Raw genomic sequence first — 15,974 nt, forward strand, 5'->3', positions numbered from 1 at the left:
GATGGCAAGCACGAGCAACACGAACACCAATTCCCGCCTGCGCTTCGCCTGCGAGAGCATCGCCGACGATGGCACCCGTTCCACGGCCCTGCACCTCCTCGCACCCCGCGCGCTGGTGGTGGCGGGCTGGACCGGCCGCGACATCGCGGCCATCGAGCACCACATCGAGGAGCTGGCTGCGCTCGGCGTGCCGCGCCCGTCGAGCGTGCCGCTGTACTACCGCGTGGCGGCCCAGCTGCTGACGCAATCTCCCGCCATCGAGGCGCTGGGCGACCAGAGCTCCGGCGAGGCCGAGCCGGCGCTGTTCTTCTCGCAGGGCGAGTGGTGGCTGAGCGTGGCCTCTGACCACACCGACCGCCACGTCGAGAGCTACTCGGTGGCCGTGTCGAAGCAGATGTGCGCCAAGCCCGTGGCCGAGACCGCATGGCGCTGGAGCGACGTGCAGGCGCATCAGGACACGCTCGAGCTGCGCTCGCGCATCCTGGAAGACGGCCGCTGGATCGACTACCAGCGCGGCACGCTCGCATCGATCCGCCCGCTGGCCGGACTGCGCGACGGCATGCCCGGCGCCGGCTCCGCGCCCGAAGGCCTCTTCATGACCTGCGGCACGCTGGGTGCGCTGCCCAACGCGAAGGGCGAAGGCATCCGGCCCGCCGCGCAGATGGAAATCGAACTGCACGACCCGAAGCTTCGGCGCCGCATCGTGCATCGCTATGCGGTGGAAGCACTGCCGGTGGTGGCATGACGATGAAGAACGGCAACACCATCAAGGCACTGCGCGATCGCATTGCGCGCGGCGAGCTCTCGCACGAGGCGCTGATCGACGAAGTGCTCGAAGCGGCCGAACAGCCTGCTGCGCAGTATGTCTTCACGCGCCTCTACGCCGACGCGGCCCGCGCCGCCGCGCGCCATGCCGATGCCGCGCGCAAGGCCGGCATCGAACTCGGCCCGCTCGCCGGCCTGCCCGTTTCGGTGAAGGACCTGTACGACGTGGCCGGCGAGACCACCATGGCAGGCTCTGCCGTCTGCGCGGGCGAACCGCCGGCCGCGCACGATGCAGTTGCCGTGGCGCGGCTGCGCGCGCAGGGCGCGGCCATCGTCGGCAAGACCAACATGACGGAGTTCGCGTTCTCGGGCGTGGGCATCAATCCGCACTACGGCACGCCACGCAACCCGGCCGATGCGCAGATCGCGCGCATTCCGGGCGGCTCGTCGTCTGGCGCGGCGGTGTCTGTCGCGCTTGGCCTCGCCGTGGCGGGGCTGGGCTCGGACACGGGCGGCTCCATCCGCATTCCCGCCGCGCTGTGCGGGCTGGTCGGCTTCAAGAGCACGCAGTCGCGGGTGCCGCGCACGGGCGCCTTCGAACTCGCGCGCTCGCTCGACACGGTGTGCGCCATGGCGCGCAGCGTGGAAGACTGCCTGATCGCCGATGCGGCCATTGCCGACTCGCCGCTCACGGTGCGCCGCCGCCCGCTGCAGGGCATGCGCCTGGCCGTGCCGCGCACGCTGATGTTCGACGACATCGAACCCGCTGTCGCGAAAGCCTTCGACCGCGCGCTGCAGGCTCTCTCGGCAGCGGGCGCGCAGATCGTCGACATCACCCTGACCGAGCTCGCCGAGATTTCGACCGTCAACGCGCCCGGCGGCTTCTCGCCGGTGGAGGCGGCAGCCGTGCATCGCGAACGCTTCGCCGCGAAGCGCGACGGCTTCGACTCGCGCGTGGCCGCCCGCATCGCGCTCGGTACCGAGGTGCGCGCCGCCGACTACATCGCCATGCAGGACCGCCGGCGCGACTGGATCGGCCGCGTCGAACGCGCCATCGAAGGCTTCGATGCGCTCGTGTGCCCGACCGTGCCGATCGTCGCGCCGCCCATCGCGGCGCTGGCGGAAGACGCGGCCTTCTTCAGGGCCAACGGCCTGCTGCTGCGCAACACCTTCGCGATCAACCTGCTCGACGGCTGCGCCTTCAGCCTGCCGTGCCAAGCGCCGGGCGAACTGCCGGTGGGCTTGATGCTGGCCTCGGTGCGTGGCGACGACGCGCGGCTGGCAGCGGTGGCGCTGGCCGCTGAACCGGTTCTGCAGCGCGCGGGTTGAGCGACGGCCGGTGACGCCGCGCTGGCGTCATCGGCTATCGTGCGGCTCATGTCGCTAGTGCAATCGCAACCCTCGCTCACCGGTCCCCGTCTCCTGCTTCGCCCGCTGCTGGCTTCCGACGCCGCGGCGCTCGTGGAGGCAGCCTCCGACGGCGAACTCTGGAAGCTGCCGTTCACCGTCGTGCCTTCCGCCGAAACGGTCGATGCCTACATCGGCAATGCCATCGCGGGGCGTGAAGCCGGCACGGTGATGCCCTTTGCCACGGTGCTGCGCGAGACGGGCAAGGTCATCGGCTCCACGCGCTTCTGGAAGATCGACCGCGTCAACCGCAAGCTCGAAATCGGCAGCACCTGGATCTCGGGCTCGTGGCAGAAGACCTTCGTGAACACCGAGGCCAAGCTGCTGATGCTGCGCTACGCCTTCGAGGAGCTGCAATGCGTGCGCGTGCAGCTCACCACCGACGAGATCAATGCCAGGTCGCGTGCCGCCATATTGCGGCTGGGCGCGAAGCAGGAAGGCGTCGTGCGAAACGAACGCATCATGCCGGACGGCCGCAAGCGCAATTCGGTGCGCTTCAGCATCATCGACGACGAGTGGCCCGAGGTGAGGCGGAACCTCGAGGCACGGCTGGCCACGACAGCACAGAGGTCCACGGGATGAATTGCACCGTAGAGCCCACGGCCGAGCCCCACTTCGAAAGCCTGCACTGGGCTCTCGACGTCGTCGCTCGCGAGCAGAAGTACCTCGCGCTGACGCAGGCGCCGCCCCTGGCGCAGTCGATCGACTTCTACCGCGGCCTGATCGCCGGCGGCTTTCCGCACTTCGTGGCGCTCGACGGCGACCGGGTGGTCGGATGGTGCGACGTGTCGCCGGTGTTCGGCCACTCGCGCGCCCATGTCGGCGTCCTGGGCATCGCGCTGCTGCCCGAGGCGCGCGGCCGGGGCCTGGGCAGGCGGCTGCTGCAGGCGGCCATCGACAAGTCGTGGGAACGCGGGCTGACGCGCATCGAGCTTTCGGTGCGCACCGACAACGCCAATGCCAGGGCGCTCTACGAGCGGCTCGGCTTCGAGCACGAGGGCCTGCTGCGCCGCACCACGCTCATCGACGGCAACTACCACGACTCCTACGCGATGGCCCTGCTTCGCTAGACTGGGCGGCGTCGTCGACTGGAGAGCGCCCATGTGCCGCAGCATCAAGACCCTCTACAACTTCGAGCCGCCCGCCACCGAGCAGGAAATCCGCGCCGCCGCGCTGCAGTTCGTGCGCAAGCTCAGCGGTTTCAGCGTGCCGTCGAAGGCCAATGAAGAAGCCTTCGGCCTAGCGGTCGACGAAGTGGCCGCCACCGCCGCGCGGCTGATCGACTCGCTGGTCACCACGGCCGAGCCGCGCGACCGCGCCGTGGAAGCGGAGCGCGCAAAAGCCCGCGCCGCCATCCGCTTCGGCAGCGACAGGGCCGCATGACACGGGCTTGACCCCTGGTGCCGATGGCATCCATCTCGCGTGCCATCATCTTCGGATGAGCAACAACACTCCACATAGCGCATTCAGCACCTCGGACGCAGTCGCCAAATACGCCGAAGGCCCCAAGCGCAACGTGCCCGGATACAGCGGCCTGTTGCCGATGACGCGCATCCTGCTAGCCGAACACGTGCCCCGCGAAGGCCGGGTGCTGGTGGTCGGCGCCGGCGGCGGCCTGGAAGTCGAAGATCTCGCGCAGGCCAACCCGGCATGGACGATCGACGGTGTCGATCCGAGCGGGCCGATGCTGGAACTCGCGGCGCAGAGGCTGGGCCCGCTGATGTCGCGCGTGGCCTTGCACGAAGGCTATGTGCAGGACGCTCCCGCGGGCCCTTTCGATGGCGCCACCTGCCTGCTGACCTTCCACTTCGTGCCGCGCGACCAGCGGCTGCCGACGGCGAAGGAAATCCACCGCCGCCTGAAGCCGGGCGCGCCCTTCGTCATGGCGCATCTCAGCGTAGAAGACGGCCCGGGCGAGCGCGAAACATGGATGTCGCGGTACGCGGCCTTTCTCGTCGCATCGGGCTCCGATCCGCGCCAGGCGGCGGCAACCCGCGAGAAGGTCGAGAAGGAGCTGACGATCCTGTCGCCGGCGCAGGACGAGGCCATGCTGCGCGACGCGGGCTTCAGCGACATCCGCCTCTTCTTCACGGGATTCACGTTCAGGGGCTGGGTCGCCCGCGCATGACGCATGACCACAGCGCAGCGCTGCCGCGCGGCCTTTGATATGGTGCTTTCCAGCACCACCATGCGAATTTCGAGCGTATGAAAAAGACCTATACAGGAGGCTGCCACTGCGGCGCCGTGAGATTCGAGGCCGACATCGACCTGAGCCTGGGCACCCTGCGCTGCAACTGCTCGATCTGCACCCGGACCCGCTTCTGGCCCGCCATCGTCGCGACCGATGCCTTCCGGCTGATCGAAGGAGAATCCGAACTCAGCGAGCAGATGCTCGACACCCGCAACAGCCACTACATCGTCTGCAGGCATTGCAGCGTGCGCTCCTTCGGCGTGGGCCACTCGCCCGAGACCGGCGCGAGCGCCTATGGCGTGAACGTGACCTGCCTGGACGACGTGGATCTCGACGACCTTGCCCGCTCGCCAATCAGCTACGTGGACGGACACCGCGGCACCTGGCACGTCGCGCGCACGGCCATCGGCATCTGACGACGAGAATCGCTTTCGGCAACAACCACCATCCGACCATCTGGAGACAAAGCACATGCCCATCGAACTCTGGCTCGCCTTCGTCGCGGCCTCCGCCGTCATGCTGATCATTCCGGGGCCGACCATCCTCACGGTGATCAGCTACTCGATGTCGCACGGGCGCCGCGCCAACCTGCCGCTGGTGGCCGCGGTCGCGCTGGGCGACTCGACGGCGCTGGTGGTGTCGCTGCTGGGGCTGGGCGCGCTGCTCGCCACCTCGGCCTTCTGGTTCACGGTGGTGAAGTGGGTGGGCGGGCTGTACCTGCTGTACCTCGGCATCAAGCTGCTGCGCGCGGGCATCTCGTCGGCCGAGATCGCCACGCCGGCCGCACCGGCCTCGCGGCTGCGCCTGTTCGCCAACACCTACCTGGTGACTGCGCTGAACCCCAAGGGCATCGTGTTCTTCGTGGCCTTCCTGCCGCAGTTCATCAGCCCGGCCGCCGACGTGACGCGCCAGCTCTGGGTGCTGGCCGTGACCTTCGTGGTGCTGGCCGCGACCAACGCCACGCTGTATGCGGTGTTCGCGGGATCGGCGCGCAGGCTGCTGTCGTCGCCGCGCGCGCAGCGGCGCTTCAACTTCGCGGGCGGCTCGCTGCTGAGCGCGGCCGGCGTCTGGGCGCTGATGGCGCGCCGGCCGGGCTGAAGAACACCCGAACATCCGCGCCGCCTCGTCAAGAAAGAAAAAGGGCCGCGAAGCGCAATGCTTCGCGGCCCTTTTTCTGTTGTGCCACCGATCAGGCGCGATCAGTAGCGGTACGGGTTGTTGGGGCTGCGGTCGTAGCGGTTGGGAACGCCGTCGTTGTCGCGGTCCCTGTCGTAGCGGTTCGGCACGCCGTCGCGGTCGCGATCGCCGTAGCCATAGTGCGGGCGCGGCGGCGGCGGGCGGTCGTAGGGTGCGACCACGCAGCCGGCCAGGATGGCCGATGCGGCCAGCAGGATCGCCAGTGTCTTCGTCATGCGAGTTCTCCTTGGAGTGTTTGTGAAACCGGGGTTCGCCTCCTGCGAGCCGGTAGTGCATTGAAGTCCACGCCGGTACGCGTCGGGTTTCCACATTGAAGCCCTCGCGTGAAGTTCGTTACCGGATGTGGTCCCGGCTTGAACTCTGACCCGTGGCCGCGCCGCGGCAAGGCGGCCGGCGGCGCATTGCGCGGTAGGCGAGGTTCCCGTGGTGCGTCGCCGAGGGAGAATGCCGGCACCCGAGCTTTTGCTTTTGGATACCGGTTTTCTTTTCTTCCGATGCAGTCCGCGCCCTTCTTTTTCTCCCGCAAGACCCTCGCAGCCCTGCTGATCGTCGCGGCATGGTCGCACCCGGCCCGGGCCGTGGTGAGCTTCGAGGAAGTGAAGCGCGACTTCCGCTCCTCCGACACCGCCGTGCTCGACCGCAACGGCGAGCTGCTGCAACGCGTGCGCACCGACCCCACCGTGCGGCGCGGCCAGTGGACCGCGCTGGCCGACGTGTCGCCCGCGCTGCGCACGGCCATGGTGCTGAGCGAGGACAAGCGCTTCTACGAGCACAGCGGCATCGACTGGCGCGCGGTCTCGGCCGCTGCATGGGGCAACCTCTGGAACACGCGCACGCGCGGCGCATCGACCATCACGATGCAGCTGTCGGGCCTGCTCGACGAAGACCTGCGCCGCAATTCGGGCAGGCGCAGCTTCACGCAGAAGATCGGGCAGACGGTGGCGGCCGCGCAGCTGGAGCGCAACTGGCGCAAGGACCAGATCCTGGAGGCGTACCTCAACACCGTGCCGTTCCGCGGCGAGATCGTCGGCATCGATGCGCTCTCGCGCACGCTCTTCGGCAAGGCCCCCAGCGGCCTCGATGCGCGCGAGGCCAGCGTGGCGGCGGCGCTGGTGCGCGCGCCGAACGCCAAGCCCGCGGTGGTGGCCCAGCGCGCCTGCGAGGTGCTGCGCACGATGGAGCCGCAGCAGAAGACAGACTGCGAGGCGCTCGACATGTTCACCAGCGCGGCCGTGCAGCGCCGGGCCTTCGAGCCGAACGAGGGCATCGCGCCGCATGCTGCGCGCCGGGTGCTGCGCGAGATCCGGGACGCGAACGCGGCTGCTCCCGTTGCAGCAACCGTCGCCGGCCCCCCGTCGAAAGGCAAGGAGAAGGAATCCGGCGTGCGCACCACGCTGCGCGCATCCCTGCAGCGCTTTTCGCTCGACACCCTGCAGCGCCACCTGCGCGAGCTGCGCGACCGCCACGTGGAAGACGGCGCCCTCGTCGTGCTCGACAACACGACGGGCGAGGTGCTCGCGTGGGTCGGCTCCTCCGGCCCGCTGAGCCAGGCGGCCGAGGTCGACGGCGTCACCGCGCTGCGCCAGCCCGGCTCCACGCTCAAGCCGCTGCTCTACGCGCAGGCGATCGCCGAGCGGCGCATCACGGCGGCTTCGCTCATCGAGGACTCGTCGGCGCAGATCAGCACCGCCAGCGGCCTCTACATTCCGCAGAACTACGACCGGCGCTTCAAGGGCCCGGTATCGGCGCGCACGGCGCTGGCCGCCTCGCTCAACGTGCCCGCTGTGCGCACGCTGGTGATGGTGTCGCCCGAGGCCTTCGCGCGCGAGCTGCGCGCCGCGGGCCTGCCGCTGCGCGAGAGCGGCGACTACTACGGCTACAGCCTCGCGCTCGGCAGCGCGGAGGTGTCGCTGCTGTCGCTCACCAACGCCTACCGCATGCTGGCCAACGGCGGGCGCTACGGCGCGACGACGCTGACGGCGCTGCCACCCGCCAAGCCGGCGGACAGGAACAAGACGCCCGCCCCGCCGCTGCTCGATCCGCGCGCCGCCTTCATCGTCGGCGACATCCTCTCCGACCCCAACGCGCGCACTCGCACATTCGGGCTCGACAGCATTCTTTCCACCCGCTTCTGGACGGCCGTGAAGACCGGCACCAGCAAGGACATGCGCGACAACTGGGCCGTGGGCTGGTCGCAGCGCTACACGGTGGGCGTGTGGGTGGGCAACGCCAGTGGCGAATCGATGTGGGACGTGAGCGGCACCAGCGGCGCCGCGCCGGTGTGGGCCGAGGTGATGCGCTTCCTGCACTCGCGCGAGCCGAGCCGCGCGCCCGCGCCGCCGCCGGGCCTTGTCGAGACGCGCGTGAGCTTCGGACCGGGCGCCGACGGCAACCCGCTCGAAGCGGCGCGCAGCGAATGGTTCCTGCAGGGCACCGAGCAGCCGCTCTTCGCGCTCGACACCGGCATGGCGACCGACGCCGCCCCGGCGCGCATCACCGCGCCGGCCGACGGCACCATCATCGCGCTCGACCCCGACATCCCGCCGCAGCGCCAGCGCGTGCGCTTCGACTCGGAAGGCCGCGGCGTGCAGTGGCGCGTCGACGGCAAGCCGCTGGCGCGCGGCAACACCGTGCAATGGTTTCCCTGGCCGGGGCGGCATGTGATCGAACTGGTGGACGCGAGCGGCAAGGTGGTCGACCAGCGCAGGCTGGAGGTGCGCGGCGCGGGCGTGGTGGCGAAGAACACCCGGCGCTGAGGCCGTCGGCGGGTTTCAGGCCGACCTGAAGACGGCCAGGAAGTAGTCGACGAAGGTCTTGATCTTCGGCGTGTTGCGACGCGCGGGCAGGTAGCTCAGGTCGATGTCGTGCGGCTTCAGCGCCAGCGACGGCAGCACCGGCACCAGCGTCGCGCCGTCGATCTGCGGCCGCGCCAGCGACACCGGCAGCAGCGCGATGCCACGGGCCGACAGCGCCAGCCGCAAGACCATCTCGGGGTCGTCGGAGCGGAACACGCTTTCCACGCGCATCTGGTGCGTCTTCTCGACGGTCGCGAGGCTGATCTCGCGCTTGCGCCCACCGGCATCGGTGGTCAGGAAGCGATGCACGGCCAGGTCGGGCAGGCCCTGCACCGGGGCGTGCCGCGCGAGGTACGCCGGCGCGGCGCACAGCATGAGCGGCTCCTGCTTCAGGTGGCGCACCACCAGCTCGTCGCTGCCCTCGCGCCCGCAGCGGATGGCCACGTCGGCTCCGTCGTGGAACAGGTCCGCGCGATCCCTGCCGGTCTCGACCGTCACCTCGAGCCGCGGGTAGGCGGTCATGAAGGCCGGGAGATGGTTCATCAGCAGCTCCCTGCCGTAGTAGTGCGGCACGGCGATGCGCAGCCGCCCGGTGACGGCATCGCCTTCCGACGACAGGTCGAGCATGACGTCGTCGAGGATGGTCAGTGCGTGCTGGGCCGCCGCGAGGAACTCGCGGCCCTCCTCGGTCAGCGCGAAGCGGGTGGCGCCGCGATGCAGCAGCAGGTGCCCGACGGTGGCTTCGAGTCTCTGGAGCTGGCGCGACGCGGAAGCCTTGGGGACATTCAGCACCTCGGCTGCCGGAGTCAAGCCTCCGAGCTGCGCGGCCTTGGTGAAGAGCCGCACGTCCGACAAAGAAAAGTCCTTCATTTCGCTTCGACGGGGGTTCGTTTTTTCTTGCTCTCCCTGAACGCTCCGTCCAGCGGTCGGGGAAGGGAGTGCCGAACCACGGAGCAGGACAACTTGCGGATTCACAAGCTACCTTTAGTTTCATTCTCTGACATGACGCCTCGGGCAGGCAACACTTTGGGTAACACCTGCCGAATGCAGGGAAAAATTCACCTTATCGGCAGAAATCCGCGATATCGCCTTGCAAACCGCCTCGTAGAGGGGTTGCGGTTTTTTGTAAGAGCACTGCCCGAATCGGCCGCCGGATGTACAGTCCGGGCTCTGTTTGGCGACAAAATTCGTCCAATCATTGAATGACCAGGCTCACCCGATGCTCGCCCAAGCTCCCCGCACTTCCCTTGCAGACACCGCCGCCGACAGCATCCGCGCCGAAATCTCCGCCGGCCGCTGGGCCGTCGGCTCCCGCATTCCGATCGAGCCGCAGCTCGCGCAGCTGCTGGGCGTGAGCCGGGGCACGGTGCGCGAGGCGGTCAAGACGCTGGTGTCGCGCGGCCTGCTCGAAGTGCGCCAGGGCTCGGGCACCTATGTTCGCTCCGGCTTCGATCCTTCGTCCAGCCTGCAGAAGATGCGCCTGGCCAGCCTGCGCGACCAGTTCGAGGTGCGCCAGGCACTCGAAGTGGAAGCCGCCCGGCTCGCGGCGGTGCGCCACACGGCGCGCGACCTGCGCCGGCTGCACACCCTGCTCGACAGGCGCGGCGTGCCCGACGAGGCCGACAACGGCGCGGCCTTCATCGAGCGCGACCTCGCGTTCCATCTGGCCATCGTCGACGTATCGGGCAATCTCGCGCTGGCCGAGACCTGCCGCTTCGTCACCGGCTACATCAAGGAAACCATCGCCAGCTCGATGACGGGCAACACCCTGCCCGAGCCCGACGAGGCCGCGCACCGCGCCATCGTCGAAGGCATCGCCAGCCGCAACCCCGAGACGGCCGCCGCCGCCGTGCGCGCCTTCATGGCACCGATGATCAGCGCGCTGGCGCTGGGCACGTGATGAGCACGGCCACCGCCGCCACGGCGCGTCATTCCGGCGACGAACTGCTGATCGACGCCGAAGCCGACACCCTGCCCGTTCCGCGCCCGACGCCGGCGCCCACCCTCGCGCGCCGCATCCTGCTCGGCGCCAGCGTGGTGCTGATCGCCTTCAACCTGCGCCCGGTGTTCGCCAGCCTCTCGGTGGTGCTGCCGGAAATCATCAAGGCCACGGGCCTTTCCGCCACCGCGGCGAGCCTGCTGACCACGCTGCCGATCGTCTGCCTCGGCGTGTTCGCGCCGCTCGCGCCCGGCCTGGGCCGCCGCTTCGGCACCGAGCGCACGCTGCTCGGCTGCATGGTGCTGATCCTGGTCGGCACGGTGCTGCGCGGCACCGGCAACATTCCGCTGCTGTTTCTGGCCTCGGCCATCGCGGGCAGCGGCATCGCGGTGTCGAACGTGCTGCTGTCGGGCCTGGTGAAGCGCGACTTCGCCTCGCAGGCGGCGCTGATGATGGGCCTGTACACCATGGCCGTGTGCGGCGGCGCGGCCAGTGCAGCCGGCCTCACGGTGCCCATCGAGCACGCGCTGGGCGGCGGCTGGACCATGGCGCTCGCGATGTGGGCGCTGCCGGCCGCGCTGGTCACGCTGATCTGGGCACCGCAGGCGCTGCCGCTGAAGCCGGTGCCGAGCGAGTCGGGCTTCACGGTGCGCGGCCTGTGGCGCGACCGCCTGGCCTGGCAGGTCACCTTCTTCATGGGCCTGCAGTCCGCCCTCGCCTACATCGTGATGGGATGGCTCGCGCCGATCCTGCGCGAGCGCGGGCTGGGCAGCGAAACCGCGGGCTACGTGGTGTCTCTGTCGGTCATGACGCAGGTGGTCACCTGCCTCGTGGTGCCGGCGCTGGCGGTGAAGCTGCGCAACCAGCGCGGCCTCGCCGTCGCGCTGGCGATGCTCACGGTGGGCGCGATGCTGGCGATGCTGTTCGCGCCGCTGGATGGCGTGTTCGGCGTGTGGGCCTGGGCCGTGCTGCTGGGCATCGCGCAGGGCGGCACCTTCGCGCTGGCGCTCACGATGATCGTGCTGCGCTCGCCCGATTCGCACGTGGCCGCGCATCTCTCGGGCATGGCGCAGGGCGTGGGCTACATGGTGGCGGCCTTCGGCCCGCTGGTGGCCGGCCTGCTGCACGGCTGGACGGGGAGCTTCCGCGCCTCGTCGTGGCTCTTCATCGGGCTTGGCGTGGCGCTCGTGATCGCGGGGCTGGGCGCGGGCCGCACGATGCACGTGGGCACGACGACCGTGCCGCGGCACTGACGCACCCGCCGGACCGCCCTGCTACTGCAGGTAGGTCTCCGCCAGAAGCGCCCAGTAGGCCGCGCCGATCGGCAGGTTGCTGTCGTTGAAGTCGTAGCCGGGGTTGTGCACCATGCAGCTGCCGTGCTCGCCCGGGGCGCCGTTGCCGATGCGCAGGTAGCTGCCGGGACACTTCTCGAGCATGAACGCGAAGTCTTCGCTGGCCGTCACGGCCGGGCCTTGCGGCTCGACGTGCGCATCGCCCACCAGTTCGCGGCCGATGCGGCGCGCGAACTCGGTTTCTTCCGGCGTGTTGACCAGCACGGCGTAGCCCTTGCGATAGTCGATGTGCGCCTTAACGCCGAAGCTCTCGGCCTGCGCGTTCACGATGGCCTTCAGGCGCTTCTCGATCAGCTCGCGCACCTCGCGGTCGAGCGAGCGCACGCTGATCTCGAGCGTGCAGGTTTCCGGAATCACGTTGTTGGCCTGACCGGCATGGATGGCCCCCACGGTGACGACCGACATCTGCTGCGGATCGGCGTTGCGCGACACGATGGTCTGCAGCGCCATCACGATGCTCGCCGCCGCCACGATGGGGTCGGCCGTGCTCTGCGGCCTGGCGCCGTGGCCGCCCACGCCGGTGAGCGTGACGGTGGCGTAGTCCGACGAGGCCATGGCTGCGCCTTCACGGAACACGAGGTCGCCCTGGCGGCGCCCCGGGGAGTTGTGCATGGCATAGACCGCATCGCACGGGTACTTCTCGAACAGGCCGTCCTCGATCATCCTCGCCGCCCCGCCCATGCCCTCTTCCGCCGGCTGGAAGATCAGGTTCAGCGTGCCCGAGAACTCGCCGTGCTGCGCCAGGTACTTCGCCGCGCCGAGCAGCATGGCCGTGTGGCCGTCATGGCCGCAGGCGTGCATGATGCCGGGCCTTCCACTGCGGTACGCGAGCCCCGTCTTCTCCTCGATCGGCAGCGCGTCCATGTCGGCGCGGATACCGATCGAGCGCGTGCCGCTGCCGCGCTTCAGACGCCCCACAAGGCCTGTCACGCCAAGGCCGCGCTCCACCTCGTAGCCCCAGGCCTCGAGGCGCCCGGCGACCAGGTCGCTGGTGCCGAACTCCTCGAAGCCGAGCTCGGGGTTCTGGTGGATCTGCCGGCGCACCGTGACGAATTCGGCGGCGTGCCTTCTCATGTATTCGAGGTAGTGCTGTGCGTTTCGTGGCATCGCGTGCTCCGTATGCAGGGAAAGGCTCAGGGCCGCAGCGCCATCGTGGCCGGCAGCCGCGTCCACGGCAGGTCGGCCGGGTCTGCCGCCATCGGGCCCGAGGCCTTGGCCACGAGGATGCTGCTGGCGATGGGCGCGAAGTCGGCGCGGAAGTGCACCGAGCTCTTGTTGACCAGCACCTTCATCGCCTCGGGTTCGATGCCCAGGTAGCGGAAGAACTCGCGGTCGAGCATCTGGCTCTTGCCGCTGGCCACCGCGATGCGCACGCCGTCGATCTCCAGGCAGGCGCTGGGGCCCAGCGAGACCACGCCGCCGCGCGACATCGGCCCCTTGCCTCGCACCTGCCCGTCGCTGAGCGCGGTCACGGTGAACGTGCCTTCGACCGGCGCGTCGCTGAACCGTCCGCCCCAAGTCGGCACCGAGGCGCCGAGCGCGATGCGGATCCGCGCGCCCACGCCGGCCTCCTGCGCCGCCGCCGCGGCGGCCGGATCGAACATCAGGCCCAGCGCCACCTGCCCCGGGTAGCGTTTTCCCGCGCCTTCGGCCAGCAGCGCGTGCAGCATGCCCGTGGTGTTGCTGTCGGCGCCCGCGCCGGGGTTGTCCTGTGTGTCGGCGATCACGACCGGCCGGCTCTCGCCTTCCGCCAGTTCGAGCGCGCGCGCCACGGCCATGCGCGGCTCCAGCACGTCGAGCCGCCACTGCGAGCGCGGCTGGTCGATGCGTTCGTACAGCGCGGCCACCGCCGCGCCGGCGTCATCGCCATAGCCCCAGACCACCGGGCCGCATTCGGCGATGTCCGCGGCCGGGAAGCCGGTGGCAAAGCTCAGCACCGCTCCATGCTTCGCGTCGAGCTCCTTCAGCAGCCGGTACACCGAGGCCGCCGGCTCGATCATGGTCGACTGCACGTTCAGCGGCAGCAGGAAGCCGAGCCGGCGCGCATGCAGCGGCTCGCGCGAACCGCGCGCCATGCGGCGCTCCAGCAGCGTCGCGGCGAGCCGGCCGGTGTCGGCCATGTCCACGTGCGGGTAGGTGCGGTAGGTGGCCAGCGCGTCGGCCTCGGCCAGCATCTGCGCGGTGATGTTCCCGTGCAGGTCCAGGCTCGCGACGATCGGCACTTCCGGGCCCACCAGCTTGCGGATGCGCGCGATCAGCTCGCCCTCGGGGTCGTCGAGATGCTCGGTCACGGCAGCACCGTGCAGGTCGAGGTACACCGCGTCGACGCCGCCGCCGGCCAGCGCGGCCGCCAGGTCTTCGGTGATGGCCGCCGAAATGCGCTCGAAGGCGTCCTGCGTCACGTGGGCCGAGGGCGTGGCGCCGGCCCAGGCCGAAGGCAACAGCGACCAGCCCTTCTCGCGCGCGGCGTCGATGAACCCGCCCACCGGGATGTTGCGGCCGGCATAGGCCTCGACGATCGCCTCCCCGCGCCGGTACGGCGGGAAGCTCGACCCCGCATTGAACGCGGCCCAGTCGGCCTTGCTGGGCGCGAAGGTGTTGGTTTCGTGCTGGAAACCTGCGATGAAGACTTTCATGGATTCCTTGTCGTGGGTGAAGCGATGAGAGAAAGAAAGCAGCAAAGAAAGAAAAAGCAGTGAATTGCCCGGCCTCAGCTGCGCGCAAAGGCGAAGTCGCGGCCCGGCGCCGCAGCCAGCAGTTTGCGCGTGTACTCGTGCTGCGGTGCGAAGAACACATCCCTGACCTCGCCGCGCTCCACGATCTCGCCCTGGCTCATCACGATCACGCTGTCGCAGATCTGGCTGGCCACGCGCAGATCGTGGGTGATGAAGAGGATGCCGATCTTCAGCCGCTGCTGTATCTCGTCGAGCAGCCGCAGTATCTGCGCCTGCACCGACACGTCGAGTGCCGACACGGCCTCGTCGGCGATCAGCACCCTGGGCTCGCAGGCCAGCGCGCGGGCAATCGAGATGCGCTGGCGCTGGCCGCCCGAAAACTCGCTCGGGTAGCGGCGCAGCGCATCAGGCGACAGGCGCACCAGGCGCATCAGCTCCTCGGCGCGTGCCCAGGCCTCGCCATGCGGCACGCCGAAGTTGACCGGCCCTTCCACGATGGAAGCGCCCACGGTCTGTCGCGGGTTGAGCGAGCGGTACGGGTCCTGGAAGATCACCTGCACCGTGCGCCGGAACGGCGACAGCGCGCGCCCCATGGCATGCGCCACCGAGCGGCCGTCGGCGAAGATGTCGCCCGAGGTCGGATCGATCAGCCGCGCGATGCAGCGCGCCACGGTCGACTTGCCCGAACCCGACTCGCCGACGATGCCCACGGTCTCGCCGGGCCGCACCGCAAGCGAGACGTCGCGTGCGGCATTCACCGTGCGGCGCTTGCCCGGCCAGCTTCCGGTGACGTAGGTCTTGCAGATCTTCACCGCGTTGAGCAGCGGATAGGCATCCGCCACGGGCGGGCGCTGGTGCGCGCGGAGTTCGGGCACGGCGTCTAGCAGCATCTTCGTGTACGGCTCCTTCGGCGCAGTGAGCACCGCGGTCTTGTCGCCCTTCTCGATCATGGCGCCGAGCTGCAGCACCACCACCTCGTCGGCGATTTCGGCGACCACGCCGAAGTCGTGCGTGATGAAGAGCACCGCCGTGCCGTTCTCGGTCTGCAGCTCGAGGATGAGCTTCAGGATCTCGGCCTGCGTGGTCACGTCGAGCGCGGTGGTCGGCTCGTCGCAGATCAGCAGCGCGGGCTTCAGGATCAGCGCCATCGCGATCACGATGCGCTGCCGCTGCCCGCCCGAGAGCTGGTGCGGATACGAGGCATGGATGCGTTCGGGCTCGGGCAGCCGCACGCGCGCCATGATGTCCAGGATCTTGCGCCGCCGCTCGGCCGCGCCCATGGTCACGTGCTGCGCCAGCATCTCGTCGATCTGCGCGCCGCAGGTCATCACCGGGTTGAGCGCGGTCATCGGCTCCTGGAACACCATGGCCATCGACGGGCCGCGCAACTGGCGCAGCCGCCCCGGCGTTGCCTCGAGCAGGTTCTCGCCCTGCAGCGCGATGGTGCCACGCACGGGCGCGAGCCCCGAGGGCAACAGCCCCATCACCGCGTTGGCGATGACCGACTTGCCCGAGCCCGATTCGCCGAGCAGGCAGACGATCTTGCCGGGCGGCACGTCGAAGGAAATGCTTTCGACCGCATGCGCGCGGTCGCCGCCGCGCGGCAGCGCGATCGCAAGGTCGCGCACGGAAAGGACTGGTTCGTTCGCCATG

At 69.6% G+C, this 15,974-nt stretch carries 16 protein-coding genes; 11 read left to right on the top strand and 5 right to left on the bottom strand.

Annotated features, from left to right (window positions below; all coding sequences use genetic code 11):
• Window position 1: 1 nt before the first annotated feature.
• From BMY35_RS24990 to BMY35_RS25025, 8 genes are all read left to right on the top strand, one after another.
• Entirely contained in the window at window positions 2-745 is a 744-nt protein-coding gene (locus BMY35_RS24990) for a DUF2848 domain-containing protein (protein WP_093205167.1), read from the top strand.
• Window positions 742-2,094, top strand: coding sequence for an amidase (locus tag BMY35_RS24995; protein WP_093205170.1), 1,353 nt, complete (start codon window positions 742-744; stop codon window positions 2,092-2,094). The genes BMY35_RS24990 and BMY35_RS24995 overlap by 4 nt, the downstream gene beginning before the upstream one ends.
• Before the next feature lie 48 nt (window positions 2,095-2,142).
• On the top strand, window positions 2,143-2,754 hold the full coding sequence (locus BMY35_RS25000) for a GNAT family N-acetyltransferase (protein ID WP_093205172.1): 612 nt from the start codon (window positions 2,143-2,145) through the stop codon (window positions 2,752-2,754).
• Window positions 2,751-3,242, top strand: coding sequence for a GNAT family N-acetyltransferase (locus tag BMY35_RS25005; RefSeq protein WP_093205174.1), 492 nt, complete (start codon window positions 2,751-2,753; stop codon window positions 3,240-3,242). The genes BMY35_RS25000 and BMY35_RS25005 overlap by 4 nt, the downstream gene beginning before the upstream one ends.
• 31 nt (window positions 3,243-3,273) lie before the next feature.
• Complete coding sequence (locus BMY35_RS25010; protein WP_093205177.1) at window positions 3,274-3,555, top strand: DUF2277 domain-containing protein; 282 nt, start codon at window positions 3,274-3,276, stop codon at window positions 3,553-3,555.
• Window positions 3,556-3,610: 55 nt separating this feature from the next.
• The gene (locus BMY35_RS25015; RefSeq protein WP_093205179.1) at window positions 3,611-4,300 is read left to right on the top strand and encodes a class I SAM-dependent methyltransferase; all 690 of its coding nucleotides are present in this window, start codon (window positions 3,611-3,613) and stop codon (window positions 4,298-4,300) included.
• A 77-nt stretch (window positions 4,301-4,377) separates the two neighbouring features.
• On the top strand, window positions 4,378-4,779 hold the full coding sequence (locus BMY35_RS25020; protein WP_093205182.1) for a GFA family protein: 402 nt from the start codon (window positions 4,378-4,380) through the stop codon (window positions 4,777-4,779).
• 55 nt (window positions 4,780-4,834) lie between these two features.
• Window positions 4,835-5,461 carry a LysE family translocator gene (locus BMY35_RS25025; RefSeq protein ID WP_093205184.1) on the top strand — a complete coding sequence of 209 codons (627 nt, stop codon included), beginning with the start codon at window positions 4,835-4,837 and terminating at the stop codon, window positions 5,459-5,461.
• Window positions 5,462-5,562: 101 nt separating this feature from the next.
• On the opposite strand, the gene BMY35_RS25030 is transcribed toward BMY35_RS25025, so the two are convergent.
• On the bottom strand, window positions 5,563-5,775 hold the full coding sequence (locus BMY35_RS25030) for a thrombospondin type 3 repeat-containing protein (protein ID WP_093205187.1): 213 nt from the start codon (window positions 5,773-5,775) through the stop codon (window positions 5,563-5,565).
• Window positions 5,776-6,054: 279 nt separating this feature from the next.
• Between BMY35_RS25030 and pbpC the strand changes: the two genes are divergently transcribed.
• Window positions 6,055-8,316 carry a penicillin-binding protein 1C gene (gene pbpC, locus BMY35_RS25035; RefSeq protein WP_093205189.1) on the top strand — a complete coding sequence of 754 codons (2,262 nt, stop codon included), beginning with the start codon at window positions 6,055-6,057 and terminating at the stop codon, window positions 8,314-8,316.
• Between the two features lie 15 nt (window positions 8,317-8,331).
• Here the strand turns inward: pbpC and BMY35_RS25040 are convergent, their stop codons facing one another.
• A complete protein-coding gene (locus tag BMY35_RS25040) occupies window positions 8,332-9,225 on the bottom strand; it encodes a LysR family transcriptional regulator (RefSeq protein WP_093205192.1) in 894 nt (297 codons plus the stop codon).
• 349 nt (window positions 9,226-9,574) lie between these two features.
• On the opposite strand from BMY35_RS25040, the gene BMY35_RS25045 reads away from it, so the two are divergent.
• Together BMY35_RS25045 and BMY35_RS25050 are read left to right on the top strand one after the other, a co-directional pair.
• Window positions 9,575-10,255, top strand: coding sequence for a FadR/GntR family transcriptional regulator (locus tag BMY35_RS25045; protein WP_093205194.1), 681 nt, complete (start codon window positions 9,575-9,577; stop codon window positions 10,253-10,255).
• Entirely contained in the window at window positions 10,255-11,547 is a 1,293-nt protein-coding gene (locus tag BMY35_RS25050) for a CynX/NimT family MFS transporter (protein ID WP_093205196.1), read from the top strand. Before BMY35_RS25045 ends, BMY35_RS25050 begins: the two co-directional genes overlap by 1 nt.
• Window positions 11,548-11,568: 21 nt before the next feature.
• Here the strand turns inward: BMY35_RS25050 and BMY35_RS25055 are convergent, their stop codons facing one another.
• The 3 genes from BMY35_RS25055 to BMY35_RS25065 form a co-directional block, all read right to left on the bottom strand.
• A complete protein-coding gene (locus BMY35_RS25055) occupies window positions 11,569-12,753 on the bottom strand; it encodes a M20 aminoacylase family protein (protein ID WP_093205513.1) in 1,185 nt (394 codons plus the stop codon).
• Between the two features lie 26 nt (window positions 12,754-12,779).
• On the bottom strand, window positions 12,780-14,282 hold the full coding sequence (locus tag BMY35_RS25060; RefSeq protein WP_093205199.1) for a M81 family metallopeptidase: 1,503 nt from the start codon (window positions 14,280-14,282) through the stop codon (window positions 12,780-12,782).
• Window positions 14,283-14,356: 74 nt separating this feature from the next.
• Window positions 14,357-15,973 (bottom strand): dipeptide ABC transporter ATP-binding protein, encoded by a 1,617-nt coding sequence (locus tag BMY35_RS25065; protein ID WP_177213697.1) that lies wholly within the window; start codon window positions 15,971-15,973, stop codon window positions 14,357-14,359.
• Window position 15,974: the final 1 nt, after the last annotated feature.

This window comes from Variovorax sp. YR750, from assembly GCF_900109805.1.
GTDB lineage: Bacteria > Pseudomonadota > Gammaproteobacteria > Burkholderiales > Burkholderiaceae_C > Variovorax > Variovorax gossypii.